8 protein-coding genes and 1 pseudogene are annotated in these 15,869 nt (G+C 72.7%); 4 read left to right on the plus strand and 5 right to left on the minus strand.

Features of this window, described 5'->3' with window-relative positions:
- Nucleotides 1–7: 7 nt before the first annotated feature.
- Nucleotides 8–2,272 carry an Orn/Lys/Arg decarboxylase N-terminal domain-containing protein gene (locus tag ACIBO8_RS31085; RefSeq protein WP_396118943.1) on the minus strand — a complete coding sequence of 755 codons (2,265 nt, stop codon included), beginning with the start codon at nucleotides 2,270–2,272 and terminating at the stop codon, nucleotides 8–10.
- 187 nt (nucleotides 2,273–2,459) lie between these two features.
- Complete coding sequence (locus ACIBO8_RS31090; RefSeq protein WP_396118944.1) at nucleotides 2,460–3,557, minus strand: DUF3068 domain-containing protein; 1,098 nt, start codon at nucleotides 3,555–3,557, stop codon at nucleotides 2,460–2,462.
- Between the two features lie 109 nt (nucleotides 3,558–3,666).
- Here ACIBO8_RS31090 and ACIBO8_RS31095 point away from each other — a divergent pair, with 109 nt between their 5' ends.
- On the plus strand, nucleotides 3,667–4,866 hold the full coding sequence (locus ACIBO8_RS31095; protein WP_396118945.1) for an acyltransferase family protein: 1,200 nt from the start codon (nucleotides 3,667–3,669) through the stop codon (nucleotides 4,864–4,866).
- Here ACIBO8_RS31095 and ACIBO8_RS31100 read toward each other — a convergent pair.
- Nucleotides 4,776–8,969, minus strand: coding sequence for an alpha-(1->3)-arabinofuranosyltransferase family protein (locus ACIBO8_RS31100; RefSeq protein WP_396118947.1), 4,194 nt, complete (start codon nucleotides 8,967–8,969; stop codon nucleotides 4,776–4,778). The genes ACIBO8_RS31095 and ACIBO8_RS31100 overlap by 91 nt on opposite strands.
- Before the next feature lie 187 nt (nucleotides 8,970–9,156).
- Here ACIBO8_RS31100 and ACIBO8_RS31105 point away from each other — a divergent pair, with 187 nt between their 5' ends.
- Nucleotides 9,157–10,326 (plus strand): glycosyltransferase family 4 protein, encoded by a 1,170-nt coding sequence (locus tag ACIBO8_RS31105; RefSeq protein WP_396119185.1) that lies wholly within the window; start codon nucleotides 9,157–9,159, stop codon nucleotides 10,324–10,326.
- Here the strand turns inward: ACIBO8_RS31105 and ACIBO8_RS31110 are convergent.
- Nucleotides 10,311–10,487, minus strand: a complete 177-nt coding sequence (locus ACIBO8_RS31110; RefSeq protein WP_396118948.1) for a hypothetical protein — start codon at nucleotides 10,485–10,487, stop codon at nucleotides 10,311–10,313. The two genes, ACIBO8_RS31105 and ACIBO8_RS31110, sit on opposite strands and share 16 nt — an antisense overlap.
- A gap of 74 nt (nucleotides 10,488–10,561) precedes the next feature.
- A pseudogene (locus tag ACIBO8_RS31115) lies at nucleotides 10,562–12,112 on the minus strand (hypothetical protein); the annotation flags it as partial.
- Between the two features lie 48 nt (nucleotides 12,113–12,160).
- On the opposite strand from ACIBO8_RS31115, the gene ACIBO8_RS31120 reads away from it, so the two are divergent.
- Both ACIBO8_RS31120 and ACIBO8_RS31125 read left to right on the plus strand, forming a co-directional pair.
- Nucleotides 12,161–13,375 carry a polysaccharide biosynthesis protein gene (locus ACIBO8_RS31120; protein ID WP_396118949.1) on the plus strand — a complete coding sequence of 405 codons (1,215 nt, stop codon included), beginning with the start codon at nucleotides 12,161–12,163 and terminating at the stop codon, nucleotides 13,373–13,375.
- A gap of 30 nt (nucleotides 13,376–13,405) precedes the next feature.
- Nucleotides 13,406–15,868, plus strand: coding sequence for a fibronectin type III domain-containing protein (locus ACIBO8_RS31125; RefSeq protein WP_396118950.1), 2,463 nt, complete (start codon nucleotides 13,406–13,408; stop codon nucleotides 15,866–15,868).
- Nucleotide 15,869: the final 1 nt, after the last annotated feature.

The raw sequence follows: 15,869 nt of genomic DNA on the forward strand, positions 1-15,869 counted from the left end.
GGGCCGGCTACGGGGCGAGCAGGCAGGCGACCGTACGCTGATTGCCGGGGCCCTCGTCGGCGACGCCGTGGGTGATGCCGGTGAAGCCGGGCCACCGCTGGGCGAGGGCCTGTTCGTGCCGGAGGAAGCGCACGATCGTCGCGTTGATCCGCTCGCCGGGGACCAGCAGGGGAATCCCCGGCGGGTACGGGGTGAGAAGCACCGCCGTCGTACGGCCGGTCAGGTCCTCCACCGGCACGTGTTCGACCCGCCCGGCGGCCATGGCGGTCCACGCGTCGCCCGGGAGCGTCACCTGCTCGACGGGCTCGGTGTAGATCGCCGCGGTCAGTTCGGCGAGGTCGGCGTCGCGGTACGTGGCATGCAGGGCATCGCAGAGGTCGCGCAGCCCGAGCCCGGCGTACCCGGGATAGGCCGCGGCGAAGGCCGGCATGAGCCGTTCGATCGCGGCGTTGCCGTCGTAGGCGCTCTTGAAGCGGTGCAGCTCGGCGACCAGGGAGTTCCAGCGGCCCTTGGTGATACCGATGGTGAAGAGCACGAGCAGCGAGTACAGGCCGGTCTTCTCCACCACGACGCCGTGCTCGGCGAGGTAGCGCGCCAGCACCACGCCCGGGATGCTCGGCGAGCCGGGTTCGCTGAATTCGCCGTGCACGGTGAGGCCCGGCATGGTGAGAGTGACCTTGATCGGGTCGAGCATGGTGAAACCGTCGTCGACCCGGTCGAAGCCGTGCCATGCGGCGTCGGCGGTCAGCTCCCATTCGGCGCGGTCGGGCAGTCCGGTCCGGGGCGGGGTGTCCGGTCCCCAGACGTCGAACCACCAGTCCTCGCGCTCCTGGCCGACGCGGATGATGGTGCGGCGGAACTCCATCGCCTCGGTGATGCTCTCCTCGACGAGGGCCGGGCCGCGTCTGCCGGCCATCATCTCGGCGGACACGTCGCAGCTGGCGATGATGGCGTACTGCGGGCTGGTCGAGGTGTGCATGCGGTACGCCTGGGCCAGGACCCGGCTGTCGAAGTGGCCGCCGGCGGTGTCCTGGACGAGGATCTGGGACGCCTGGGAAAGGCCGGCGAGAAGTTTGTGGGTGGACTGGGTGGAGTAGACCACGGTCCGCTCGGTGCGCTCGCGGTCGTTGGCGACGCCGTGCATCCCTTCGTACAGCTCGTGAAAACCGGCGTGCGGCAGCCAGGCCTCGTCGAAGTGCAGGGCGTCGACGACGCCGTCGAGGCTTCTCCGCAACTCGTCCGCGCGGTAGATGATGCCGTCGTAGGTGGACTGGGTCAGGGCCAGCAGGCGGATCCGTCTGCTCTTGTCGGCGATCAGCGGGCTTGCGTCGATCTTCGCCTGCAACGCGGCGGCGGTGAATTCGCTGCGCGGGATGGGTCCGATGATGCCGGCCTTGTTGCGGGTCGGCATCAGATAGATCGGTACGGCCCCGGTCAGCATGATGGCGTGCAGGACCGACTTGTGGCAGTTGCGGTCCACCGCGACGATGTCGCCCGGCCCGACCAGCGAGTTCCACACGATCTTGTTGGAGGTGGAGGTGCCGTTCGTGACGAAGTAGAGGTGGTCGGCGCGGAACGTCCTGGCGGCGAGGCGTTCGCTGTCGGCGATGGGGCCGGTGTGATCGAGCAGCTGCCCCAGCTCCTCGACGGCGTTGCACACGTCGGCACGCAGCAGGTTCTCGCCGAAGAAGTCGTGGAAGAGCGTGCCGACGGGGCTTTTCAGGAACGCGGTGCCGCCGGAGTGCCCGGGACAGTGCCAGGAGTAGGCGCCGTCGTTGGCGTAGCGCATCAGCGCCGCGAAGAAGGGCGGCGCCAGCTGGCCGAGATAGTGGCTGACCTCCCGCTGGATCTTGCGAGCCAGGAAGTCCGGAGTGTCCTCGTACGCGTTGACGACACCGTCGATCCGCGAGAGCACCGACTGCGGAATCCGTCGCGCCGTCAACTGCTCCCCGAACAGCAGGATCGGTACGCGGTCATTGTGCGCGCGGACGACCTGCACGAACTCGGCGGCCGCCCGGACGGCGGCCACGTCGGAGGGTTCCTCGGGCCCGTCGTGGGACCGGTGGACGGTGAGCTTCAGCGTGTAGAGAACAGCCGAGCTCGACCGGGCCACGTGCGCCAGCATCCCCAGCCGCTCGGTGCCGCGCCCTTCGTCACCGAACCGCCCGAGCTCCAGACCCGCGCGGACCAGGGCATCTTCCAGAAGTTCCAGTGGCCGTTGCGCCCCGGCGGGACCTCCCGCGGGCGTGACGATCGTGACCGGGAACGACAAGGTGAACGCCCTCTCGGCGGTAGCTGGCCCAGCGGGGCATCTGCATCGCCGTGAACCTAGCCAGGACGAGAGCGATCCGGGCGGGAACCCCGTACGGGTCCCCGAGCCGGGTGACATCCGCCGGGCGGCGGTGCCGAAGGAGCAGGCCCGCACCCTGGCGGGGGTGCGGGCCTGGTCTGCGGAGCGGTCAGGCCGTGACCCTGCCGTCCTCGTCCTCGCCCTCGGCGGCCTCGCCCTCGGGCACGTCACTCTCGCCGGTGAGCTCCTCGTGGCGGCCGCGGGCGGCCTTGCGGCCCGTGGTCACCATCCAGGGTCCGACGATCAGCAGAATCGCGCCGAGCACGGCCAGGCCGATCGGCACCCAGAGGCTGATCAGCTGGATCTGGCGCTTGGTCTCACCGGCCGACGCGACATTGTGCGACACCGTGTCGGGGGTGTACACGAAGTCGCCGTTGAGAAGTTCGGTCGGCGCACCCTTGTCCGGCACGAAGGTTTTGCGCTGTTGCTCGGACACCTTGATGAAGTTCCCGGTCACCGGCTCGACCCAAATGGTACGGGTGTTGCTGTACTTCACCTCGCCGCTCGTGGCCGTCTTGGCGAACGTGCCGATCAGCGACGCGATGCGGTCCTGCGAGATATTCACCGTGGTTTCCGGAATGACCTGCTCGAAGCGATAAACCTCAAGCCCGTCGATCTTTTCGGTGTCCTTGTACTGGATCGGCAGCGCCTTGCGCAGGTCCCGGTCGAAGTACTCGTAGTTCTTCCGCTCGGTGCCGAACGGGAACTTGTACAGCTGGCCGGTGTAGGAGACCGGATCAGGAACCTCCGGCGCGGCCACGTCGTTGAGCCGCTGGCCCTTCCAGTCGACGCCCGCGGCGGTGTCCCGGTCGAGGGCGATCAGCGCCTCGTACTGGCTGACCATCTCGTTTCTCTCGGTCCAGACGACCGTACCGAGGCCCCTCCAGACGACGGCCTCGCCCGCGAGGTCACCGGTCAGCTCCTTGTCGGTGGTGTCCGGCAGCGGGGAGATCTCGGTGGTGGACCGCAGCGTGCCGGTCTTGATTCCGACTTCCGGTGCGTCGCCGCCCTTGGTGTAAAGGAAATGGGCATTCTGCGCCTCGGCGACACTCGGCTGCAGGCAGTCCTGCTTCACCGTCGCCGTGCAGAGCTTAAGGTCGTACGGGAGCCGGGCGACCGACGGCGCGACGTAGAACGCGAGCCCCGCGGCGATTACCACGGCGAAAACGCCGATGCCGAACAGGACGACACCCAAGCGAGCTTTCATCGAACCTTCCCTTCAGCCGGCCGGCCGCTGTTCCGCATGGGGGCCGTCGCCGATAATTGCCGGGAGGTTACTCGCCAGTCACATAGTTACGGAACCCTTGGACGGCCCAATGTCTGCACCGATTTCGCCTGCCACGCTGCATCGCGTTCCCGCACTTGACGCGGTACGCGTCATCGGCGCGCTCGCGGTGGTGGGCCACCACGTCGGCTTCGCGACCGGTTTGAACACCGGCGGCGGACCGTGGAGCGGTTGGTTCGCCCGGATGGACTCCGGAGTGGCGGTGTTCTTCGTACTGTCCGGATTCCTGCTGTACCGGCCCTGGGCGCACGCTCAGGCCTCCGGCGAGCCGGGTCCGGGCACCGGCCGCTACCTGTGGCGGCGGGCCTTGCGGGTGCTTCCGGCGTACTGGGTGACGGTGGCCGTCTGCCTGCTGGTGCTGCCGCGCAACGACGACGCCACGGCCGGCGACTGGCTGCGGCACTTCACGCTGACCCAGATCTACGCACCCGACCATCTCCGGCACGGCCTGAGCCAGACCTGGAGCCTGGCCACCGAGGTGGCGTTCTACGCGGTGCTGCCGCTGCTGGCCGCGCTGCTGGTGAGCGGGCGCAAGCGGACCGGGCGGCCATGGGCGATCATCGCCGGCGGGTTCCTGATCACCGGCACGTGGGTGGGGCTGATCGGCGCCGGGGTGCTGTCCGGCAGCCTGCACACCATGTGGCTGCCGGCGTACGGCCTGTGGTTCGGCGGCGGCATGGCACTGGCCGCGGTGCACGTGGCTCTGCGGCACGGCCACCGGCCACGCTGGCGCTTCCTGGACGAGGTCGGAGCGGCGCCGCTGACCTGCTGGGTGGGCGCACTGGCGGTCTACGCGATCGCCACTACGCCGATCGCTGGCCCGCGGGACCTGGCCGAACCGACCGCGACCGAGTTCGGGCTCAAGCTGCTGCTTTACACCCTGCTGGCGATCCTGATCGTGGTGCCGCTGGCGTTCGGGCCGCACACCCGGACCAAGGAGATCTTCGGCGGCGGTACGGCCCGCTGGCTGGGCACCGTGTCGTACGGCCTGTTCCTGTGGCACCCGTTCGTGCTCGAGGAGCTGTACGCGCTGACCGGGCGGCCGGAGTTCACGGGGCCGCTGCTGTCCACGTACCTGATCACCGTGGGTGGCGGGCTGACGCTCGCCGCCCTCAGCTACTACCTGATCGAGAAGCCGGCTCAGCGCTTGAGCCACCGCTGGCCGAGACCGCCGCGGCCCAGCACCACGGAGAGCCACAGCATGACGGCCGAGCCGACCGCGGTCAGCTGAGGCAGCGCCGCGGTGTGCCCACCGAGGCGCACCGCGAGCAGGCCCGCCAGTGCGAAGAACCCGACCGGCAGCAGCCAGCCCGCCAGCAGCCCGAGCCGGCGCAGCCGCCGCCGGTCGTGGTGCACGAGGTACGGCTGCAGGATCCGTGCCATGAGGACGGCGGCCGCGCCGAGCAGGACCAGGCCGGCCGCCGCCACACCGCCCACGGACACCAGCGCGACACCGCCGAACACGAGCGGCAGCACCACCCGGCGGCGTCGCCGGCCGTAGGCGGGCACCGGGACGGGAGGGCCGCCCCCGTCCCGTCCGGCCAGGGCACCGGTCACCGCCACACCGGTGAGGAGCACGGCGCCGCCGATCATGGCGGCGCCGTAGACCCGGTCCGGTCCGAAGCGCAGCACCACCTCGCCGCTCGCGCCGGGCGGCACGAGCCAGGCCTGTTGCCAGCCGTCGACCACCACGGACGGCAGAACATGGCCGCCGATGCTGGCCCTCCAGCCGACGTTCGCGTTCTCGCGCAGTGCGATGACCCGCTGGTTCGGGTAGGCGTCCAGGTGCAGCCGGCGGGTCGTGGCGGCCCAGGCGTCGACCCGTACCGGAGTCTCAGGGCCCGTCCCGGCGGCCGCGTCGCCGAAGTCCCGCCAGGGCACGCCGCGCCGGTTGCTCACCGGGGTCATGACCAGGCTGCTGGGCGTGGCCAGCTTCGAGGCGGCGGCCACGATCCGGGTCTCGCCGGCGGCCACCGGCACCGGGTCCGCCGCTCCGGCGCCGCACACGTGAGCATCGACCTCGCGCAGTTGGAGAAGGTCACGGCGACTGGCGACGAGCGCCGTGGACCGGGCGACGCCGTCCACCACGACCTGCGGCCCGCTGCCGCAGCCAAGGTCGACCGTCGTGGTCTCCGGCGCCCGGGCCGGCGCGGGGTCCGGCAGCGCGGTGAACTCGCCGACCGCCACCGGTAGCTCGCGCTGCACGTTGCGGTACGGGTCGTAGGACGCCGCGCGCACCGTGTCGGCGATGAGCAGGGTCACCTCGTCGGTGGTCATCGGCGGATCGAACAGCAGCGTCCCGCCGTCGTCCAGGAAGCCGTTGCGGACGTCCCCGTCGCCGATCGCGGTGATCTGCCACGGCCGGGCCGCTGCCGTGTCGGCCCCGACCGTCAGCCGTACCCCGAAGATCTTCCTGCTCGACGGCCAGACCATCCGCAGCCACGGGTGCTTGTCGTCGTCGGCGGCGTACCAGGCGGTGCCCGGATCGCCGTCGGCGACCGCGCCCGGGCGGGCGGACGGCTCCAGCACGCCGATGCTGGACGCGGTGACGGTCGGGATGATCCCTTGGGCCACCGCCGCCCGGCCGCCGGCGTCGAGCAGCGCGTTGAGCGCCGAACCGGGTCGTGGGCGAGCCTTGACGGTGAGGTCGTAGCGCGCGGCGACGGGGACGGTCGCGGTCCGGTCGATCCGGGTGCCGTCCTCCGAGGCGCGGGCCAGGTCGCCGTTGCAGGCCGGGTGGCCGTCGTTCACGAAGTAGCAGGCGGGCACGGCCGGGGCGGCGGTGAAGACCATGCCGGGCGCCACGCCGGGTACCGGGCTGCGCGGCACCACGAGGGTCCGCTCGGCGCGCAGCCCGGGGATGGTCAGCTCCGTGATGCCGACGCCGCCGAAGCCCAGGCGTACGTCCTGGACCCGGTCGAATGCGACCCGGATCCGGTCGGAGCGCTGTGCGGCGCTCAACGGCACGGTCATCGTCGTGCCGGTGACGTCGAGGCTCACCGGTGGGTTCGGCCCGGAGGTCACGGTGATCCGGGTGGGTATCGAATCGGTGCCCAGGTCGAACGTCAGCCGCACCTCGCGGATCAGCTGGGCGTCCGGCAGGCGTACCTCGAACCACTGGTCGGTGGCGACCGTCCCGGGCGCCGAGCGCCACGAGGTGTCGGCGTCGCCGTCGAGCGCCGCGAACGGCTGGTACGCGGGCCGCGCCCCGGACAACGGTTGCGCCTCGGCGAACGAGCTGGAGGCCGTAACCGTCCGGATCCCCCGGTAGCCGACGACCGTCTCGTTGCCCTCGCTCCACGCCGGCAGGTAGTCGCGGGCCGGTGCGTCGAGCCGGCCCCGCTCGCCGGCCTGCATGGTGGCCGAGGCGCTGTCGTGGGACAGGCCGAAGGACACTTCCCTGCGGCGCAGCCCGTCGGTGAGCAGCACCGGCCCGGCGGCGGTTTCCTTGGTACGGTCCCCGGCCAGCACCGTGGGCCCGGCCGGCAGCACTCCGGCGGCCGCCGCGTCGAGCACCGACTCCGGGCCCCCCACCACCGTGGTGAGGTGGCCGGCGTCGTACGCCACCACCGGCGCGACGGCCTGCGTGACCTCCCAGACCTCCAGCGCCCGGATCCGCGGGTTGAGCCCGTTGTCGACGAAGATGCCGGGCAGGTGACCGCCGCCCACGTCCGGGCCGAATCCGGCGACCTGGCGCAGTCCCGGCGAGCGGGCCAGCGACTGCCGCACGATCGCCGGCTGGGTGGCGCCGGAGCGGCCGTAGTCCAGGTCCGAGCGCAGGAGCAGGTAGCGCACCCCGGAGCGGGCCAGGTACTGCGCCAGCCCGGCCGAGCCGGCGCCGCTGGTCAGGGTGTGGTCGATGGCGTCCAGCACCCGGATGGTCTCCGGCGGAGTGAGCGGGATCGAGCTGCGCACGCCCCACCGCTTGTCCAGCAGCGGCTGGGTGATCTCGTCACTCGGGCTGCCCCACAGGTAGCGCGGGAAGCGGCTACCCGGGACCACCAGCACGTGCTCCTGGTCGAGGTGCCGGTTGAGCCAGCCGGACGCCTCCCGCCAGTAGCCCGGCACGGTCCGGAAGCTGCCCTGCGCGGCCAGCCCGCCGCCGAGGGCGGGCGCCGCCACCCCGGCCACGCCGATCAGGGCCACGCCGGTCAGCGCGCCCGCGCGCCACCGGGCCGGGCCGACCCGCGGGCCGGTGGCCGTGCTGGCCGCCCGGGCGAACACCGTGAGGAGGTGGGCGAGACCGAGGATCAACGGGAGCCGGACGATCACATCGAACTTGTGCACGTTGCGTAGCGGTGCGCCGGCCCCGTCGAGGAACGCCCGCTGGGACTCGGCGAAGAGGCCGGGGACCGCGCCGACGTGCCCCAGGCCGACCAGGGCGAGGCCGACCAGCAGCCCGGTGATCAGGAACCACCGGTGCGGCATGCCGCGGCGGGCCAGCCCGGCGATGCCGAGGCCGGCCACCACCAGGGAGGCCACGACCAGTGGCCGCTCGGTGGCCAGCCGCCAGCCGGCCGTCCACGGCGGGCCGAACGAGCTGCTCAGGTACGCGTGCCAGTGCGACGCCCCGCGCAGCACCGACACCATGTCGGTGGGCGCCGTGGTCACCGCCCCGGTCTCGATGTAGTCCAGGAACGGCGGGCTGTACCGGCCCAGCAGGAGCAGCGGCACCACCCACCACGCGGTGGCGCAGCCGACCGCGACGCCCCAGGCGACGAGCGCCTTGATCCGCAGAGCGGGCGGGCGCAGCCCGAGCAGCCAGAGCGCGGCGAGCGGGAGCACGGCCATGACGGCGGTCGCGTTCACGCCCCCGGCGCACGCCACGACCAGGGCGGACAGGGCCACCGAGCGCAGCAGCGGTGCGCCCCGGGCCAGCCCGACGAGCGGGATCAGCACCCACGGCGCCAGCGCGCTGGGCCACGCCTCGACGGAGATCGGGCCGAGCTCCGTGATCATTCTGGGCGAGAGCGCGAAGGCGGCGCCGGCGATCAGCCGGGCCCACGGCGAGCCGATGCCGAGCCGCTCGGCCAGCTTCACCAGGCCGGTGCACGCGACCGTCATGACCACGGTCCACCAGAGCCGCTGGGTCACCCAGGCCGGGATCGCGAGCAGCTTGCCGACCAGGTAGAACGAGCCCATCGGCCAGAGGTAGCCGTACGCCTGGTTCTGCAGCTGCCCGAACGTGCCGGCCGGATCCCAGACGTGCAGCGCGCGGGCCAGCCACCCCGCCGGGTCGACCGTGAGGTCGACCTTGGTGTCGATCACGGTGAGCCCTGGATCTTGCAGGAAGGCCAGCGCGGTGAGGCCGAGGCAGACCGTGAGCAGGCGCATCCGCCAGACCGAACGAGGAACTCGACCACCCACTTCGGCCTGTTCGACTCGGTTAAGTGGGTGATGCATCGTCCTCCTGTTTCGCCATTGTGGCGTCCCCGGACCGCCCATAGTGTGACGCGGCCAACAATGTTACTCACCAGTAGAGGTGAATGTGAACATATCAGCCGCTACCGACCGGCACGTCATGTTCCTCAACTGGCGGGACACCCGCAATCCCCATGGTGGTGGTTCCGAGGTCTACGTGGAGAAGATCGCCGAGGAACTGATCCGCAGGGGGCACCGGGCGACCCTCTTCTGCGCGGCTCACAGCGAGGGCCCGGCCGAGGAGACGACGGCCGCGGGACTGCGCGTCCTGCGCCGCGGCGGCCGTCACACGGTCTACCTGCGTGCCGCGCTCGCCTACCTGCTCGGCATGGTCGGCCTCGGCCCGCTGAGCCGGCGCCGCGGCGGCCGGCCCGACGTCCTGGTCGACGTCGGTAACGGCCTGCCCTTCCTGTCCCCGTTGTGGTGCCGCCGTCCGGTCATCGCCCTCGTGCACCACGTGCACCGCGAGCAGTGGCCGGTCGTCCTGACGCCGCGGCTCGCCCGGATCGGCTGGTGGATCGAGTCATGGCTGGCGCCGCGGGTCTACCGGAGGTGCCGCTACGTCACCGTCTCCGCCGCGACCCGCGACGAGCTGGCCGTCCTCGGCATCGACCCGGAGCGCGTCACGATCGTTCACAACGGCACGCCGGAGATGGCCCCGGCCGCGCCGGTCGCCCGTACGCCGGAGCCGTCGCTCGTGGTGGTGGGCCGCCTCGTGCCGCACAAGCGGGTGGAGATGGCGCTGGACGCGGTGGCCGAACTGTGCTCGCAGTTCCCCGGCCTGAGCCTGGTGGTGGCCGGCCAGGGCTGGTGGGAGGACGAGCTGCGGGCGTACGCGAAGAATCTGGGCATCGCCGAGCGGGTGCGATTCGCCGGCTTCGTCAGCGACGAGGAGAAGCGCGTCCTGATGAGCGAGGCGTGGCTCGCGCTGACGCCCTCGCTCAAGGAGGGCTGGGGCCTCACCATCGTGGAGGCGGGCGCGGTGGGCACGCCGAACATCGCGTTCCGGGGCGCGGGCGGGGTGGAGGAATCGCTGGTCGACGGCCGTACCGGCCTGCTCGCCGAGGATCACGCCGACTTCATCGCGAAGGTGCGTGTGCTGCTCGCCGACGACGCGCTGCGCACCGAGATGGGCAGCGCGGCCCGGGCACACGCGGACCGGTTCACCTGGCCGTCGGCCGGGGAGAAGTTCGCCGCTCTGGTGGAGCTGCCGAGGGCGTCGGTCCCGGCGCCTCGCACGCCGGGACCGCGCGCTCACCTGGTGCCGTAGACGCCCGTCTGCAGGACGTCCCGGGTCACCTGTTCCTCGTTCACGCTGCCCGCCGTCGCCTTGGACGAGCCGGCGAGGCTGTTGACCAGGGCCGCCGTGCCGAGCGCGCCCAGACCGAGCGCCACGACCCCGGCCAGCAGCAGCGGAAGGGCTCTGCTCATCATGTGACTCCTCCTAGAAGCTTGTCGGCTCTGCGTGGGCGGGGACGCTACCACCTAGTAACTTCCCTGCGAAGAGGGTTCTCGTACAGGTCCAGGAACGGTCCGTCGTGAATCAGCCGGAGTCCGGCCAGGGCGGCATCCGGCACCGGGACACCCCCCGCGACCTGCTGCACCACCACCCAGCGCACCCCCAGCCGGGACAGCGGCGCACCGGAAGCCAGGGCCTGCCGGACCGCGGTGGCCCGGTGGTCCTCCCCGGCCACCACCAGATTCCCCACGACCAGCCGGTCGTCGGTCAGCACCTCGGCGTCGAGGTAGCGCGGCAGCGGATCCAGCACGGTCCGCCGACGATTCCAGGAGTAGGTGTGATAGGCGGCGAACGGCAGCGAGACCACCGCACCCGGGCGGTCGGCCACGATCCGGGCCACCGCCGCGAAGTCCGCCGGGTAGGGCACCGGCCGCAGCCGGCCCCCGGCGCCGTAGGCGAGATCGGGCTGCAACGCCACCGGCAGCAGCAGGACACCGGCCAGCACCACCCGCGCGGCGCTCTCCCGGCCGGCGCGATCCCGGGCGACGGTCGCGGCGCGTTCGGCGCCGAGGGCCGCCAGCAGGCAGAGCAGCAGAGCGTACGGGAGGATGAACTTGTGACCGTCCCGGAAGAGGCCTCCCGCGGGCACCACCGCGACCAGCCGCTCCAGGACCGCCCGGCCGCCCGGCAGCAGCACGAACGCGGCGACCAGGAAGCCGCCGCCGGCCAGCGCGAGCAGGCGCGCCGCGACGCCCGCCGGCCAGCGGTCCCGCAGCGGACGCCAGCCGGCCACCGCCAGCCCGACCAGCAGCAGCGTGCCGAGCGGGGCCAGCACCGACGCCCGGCTGGGCAGCGTGGTCTGCGCGTTCCAGATCCCGCCGGTGCCGGCCAGCGCACCGAGCGGACCGCTCCAGCCCTCACCGCGGGCCGCGAAGGCGGCGACGCCGGCCGGGTCGGTGCGGGCGTCGGCGTCGGTCAGCACGCCGGCGATCAGCCAGGGTGCGTTGAGCAGCGCCGTCCCGGCCACCGCCACGGCGCTCAGGACGGTACGGCGCGCGGCGAGCGCCGCGACGGCCGCCAGGGCGATCACCCCGCCGGTCGGGGTCACCGCCGCCAGCGCGGCGAATCCGAGCAGCGCGGGAAGGGCCCGGCGGTCACCCTCACGGATGCGCGGGGCGGCGGACACGATCCAGGGCAGGGCGGCGTACGCGAGCAGCAGTCCCCACTGCCCGAGCAGCAGCCGCTCGGCGAGGTACGGGGTCCACGCGTACGCCACTGCGGCGATCAGCCGGGTGCCGAGCCGCCCGGCCGGGACCAGACGGCCCGCGCCGAGCGCCGCAAGGAGCAGCACCGCGGCCAGCACCACCCGCTGCACCAGCCAGCCCGGCACCGCCTGGGTGACGAGCGAGACCAGCGCGTCCAGCGGCACCGCCCGCGGCAGCGTGGCCGACGGCGCGACGAGTTCCCAGCGCAGCGGCTGACGGGGCACGAACACCATGTCGTAGGAGAGGACGTAACCCGGCGCGGCCAGCGGCGCGAGCACCAGCACGGTGACCAGGAGCGCCGTCGTCGGAAGGGCGAGCCGTCGCAATGTCACGACCTAGTCTGATCCACGCGGCCACGACAGGAACCAGGACGGGCAGGAATGGCGAAAGGTAACGGGATCGGCACGGCGGGGCTCGCGGTCACCGCCGCGGGCGTGCTGGCCAACGCGCTGGCGTACGTCGTACCCGTGCTCGGGGCGCGCAAGCTCACCGCCGCCGATCTCAGCGCGCTGGCCACGCTGCTCGCCATGACCGCGATCGCCGGGGTGGCGAGCACCGGACTGCAGATCGCGGTGGCCGTACACCGGGCTCGCTCCGGTCCGGTGCCCACCACCCGGTCCGCGCTCTACACGGTGCTCGGGGCCGCCGGCGCACTGCTGCTCGCCATGCCGGTCGCGGTCACCGTGCTGCACCTTCCGGCCGCCGCGACGGCACTGGCCGCGGTCTCCACGGTAGGCGTGGTCGCCGCCGGCCGGTGGCTCGGCGAGATGCAGGGCGACCAGCGGTTCCTGCCGCTCGCGGCCGGCATCGCGGTGGTGGCCGGGGGGCGGTACGGCGGCGTCGTCCTGGGCCTGGCCGCCGGCGCCGGGCTGATCCCGTCGCTGCTCATCGGGGCGGCCACCGCGATCCTCGCCCTGCCGGTGCTCCACCTGCTCGCCCGCCGAACGGGCGTACCGAAGGAAGGCGAGCCGCTCCCCCTGCGTGCCGTGCTGACCGCCGGCGGAGCGACCCTCGCGATGCTCGTGGTCTCGTACGCCGACCTGCTGCTCGCCCGCCGCTTCCTGGCACCGGACGCCTCCGGGGCGTACGCGGTCGGCACGGTCCTCACCAAGGGTGCGCTGTGGGCACCGCAGGTGGTGACGATCCTGGCCCTGCCCCGGCTGGCCCAGGGCAACCGCCGCACGCTGCGCCTCGGCCTGCTGCTGGTCGGCGCGTGCGGCGCCGTGCTGGTGTCCGCCGCGGCCCTCGTCGGCGGCCTGGCGTTCCGGCTCGCCGGCGGCCCGGGCTACGTGGAACTCGGGCGGCACGCCTGGATCTTCGCGGCCACCGGCGCCTGCTACGGCGTGGTGTTCATGCTGGTCAACGCGCAGGTGGCGGCCGGGGCGAAGTGGCCGTCGGCGCCGCTGTGCGCAATCACCGCGGTGTTCGTGCTCGCGGCCTGGCTCGTGCTGCCGCACACCGTCGAGGGCATCGCGCTGGGTGCGCTGGGCGCCGCCGCGGCCGCCCTGATCGTGATGGGCGGGCTGGTGGCGCTCCGGGTCCGCACACCCGTTCCCGACGTGCGACCAGAGGATGAAAGTCTCTCGGTCGGCTGAGAATCGGACGGGGGGGCGGAAGTGCACTGGGTGGCGCGGCGAACGCTGGGATGCGTGCTGGCGGTGGCGCTGGCGGCAGCGACCCTGGCGGCGGCAGCTTCGCCGGGCTCACCGGACGACGGCGGCGGGATCGCCGCCGACGAGCTGACCGCGATGTTCCAACGGTACGGCGACACGTCGGGCACCTGGCTCGGCGCCGACCGGACGGCCTCGGTGCCGCTGCCCGACGGCCGGACCCTCTGGCTCTTCTCGGACACGTACCTCGGCAGCCCCGGCGCGGACGGCTCCCGGCCCCGTACCTCCGGGCTGATCCACAACTCGGCGATCGTGCAGACCGGCACGGAGCTCGGCCCGCTGCGCTCCGGCGGTACGCCCGAGCGGCGAGCGTCGCTGGTGCCCACCGAGCCGGACGACGAGTTCTCCTGGGTGGGCGACGCGGCGGTCACCGGCGGCACGGTCCAGGTGCTGGTGAACCGGTATCGGCGCACCGGCGCCGGCCCGCTGGACCACCGGCTGACCGGCACCGGGCTGGCCACCTTCGAGCTGCCCGGTCTGGCCCTCGGCACCGTGCGGGAGCTGCCGCTGGGCACCACGATCTCGTGGGGCTCCGAGGTGATGCCGGACGGCGAGTGGACATACGTCTACGGCACCGAGGCGGCCGGTGCCATGAAATTCGCGCACCTGGCCCGGGTGCACGGCACGGACCTCACGCACTCCTGGGAATTCTGGACCGGCTCCGCGTGGTCCACCACCGAGTCCGAGTCGGCGCGACTGCTCAGCGGCGTCGGCACGAACTTCGGCGTACGCCGGGTCGGCGGCTATTACGTCCTGGTCACCCACGAGAACAATCTGACCTTCAGCGCGGACTTCGTGGCGTACACCGCGACGTCGCCGACCGGCCCGTTCGGCGGTCCGCACTACCTGTTCAGCGCGCCCGAGGTCCGGGCCGGCCACATCGTCTACGACGCCGACCTGCACCTCGACCTCGCCCGCAAGGGCCGGCTGCTGATCTCCTACAACGTCAACGACCTGGACCTGGCGGTCACCTATGCCGACGCGAGCATCTACCGGCCGCGGTTCGTGGAGGTCGAGTGGCCGCCTTCCGGTTCCTCGGCCCGGCGCCCGCCGGCACCGCACGGCCTCACGGCCTCCGCCGACGGCGCCGGCACCGCCGGCCTGACCTGGCAGCCGGTGCGCGGCGACGGGATCACCTACCGGATCTACCGGCGCGACGTCACCGAGGCGCAGACGCATTTCGTACGCCTGCCCGGCGAAGGACCCGGCCCGGCGACGAGTTTCCGTTCGGACTTCCTGGTCAACGGGCACGAGTACGCGTTCGCCGTGACCGCCGTGGCCGGCCGCCGGGAGAGCCCGCTGTCCGCCACCGCGACGATGCGGGCCACCGTGCCACCTCCGGGCGCCCCGACCGGAGTACGCGCCGAGTCCGGACCGGACGGCCGGGTCACCGTGCACTGGCAGCCGATCCCGTACGTCCAGCTGTTCGAAGTGGTCGTGCGCGACCGCACCGCCGAACCGTCGTCGGCCGGCACGTACCCCGGCCTGAGCGCCACGATCGGCCCGCTGCGGAACGGCCACCGGTACGACATCACGGTGGTGGCCGTCGGCGGTGGCGGCCGCAGCAGGCCTTCTCAGCCCGTACAGATCACGCCCACCGTGGCCGTACCTCCGGCACCCGGCCGGCCCACCGCCGAGGCCGAGGCCGACGGCTCGATCCAGCTGACCTGGCAGCAGGTCGCGCCGGACATCGGCTACCGGATCTATCGCCGCGACCTGACCCGGGACGAGACCCGGTGGGGGCCGCCGGGCCTGGCGATGGGCACCACCTTCGACACCGGCCCGCTGACCCCGGCCCACGAGTACGAGTTCGCGGTCGCCGCGGTCAACGACGGCGGGGAGAGCCCGTGGTCGCCGACGGTCACCGCGCGGGCGGATGTCGCCGCCGGGGACGAGGTGCCGGCGGGGCTGAAGGCGGAGGCCGGTCCGGGCTTCGGCAAGCTGACCTGGCAATCCACCGGCTCGGCCTGGTACTGGCTGTTCCGGCGCGACGTGACCGCGGGCGAGCGGCAGTTCGTCCGCGAGGAGGTGCCGGTCGAGGGCACCGAGGCGACGGTGCACAACCTGATCGACGGCCACACGTACGAGTTCCAGGTGGCCGCATTCCGCGACGGCGACACCGGTCCCCGGTCCAAGGCCGTCACGGTACGCCTCGCCGCGCCCATGCCCACCCTCATCGTGGCCCTCAGCGAGACAGCCGGCGCGGCCACCGTCACCTGGCAGGAGAACCGCAGCGGGCTGATGTACCGGATCCAGCTGCGGGATGCGACCGCCGGCGAGGACTGGCGCACCGACCCTTTCCCGGTGTACGGCAACCGTTTCGAGACGGCCAGGCTGACCAGCGGCCACCGGTACGAGTTCCGGATCGTGCTGCCGGACGAGTCGGTCTCGCCGGTCGCCGCGGCCCTAGTGTCGTAGG

Source organism: Actinoplanes sp. NPDC049681 (assembly GCF_044465265.1).
GTDB lineage: Bacteria > Actinomycetota > Actinomycetes > Mycobacteriales > Micromonosporaceae > Actinoplanes.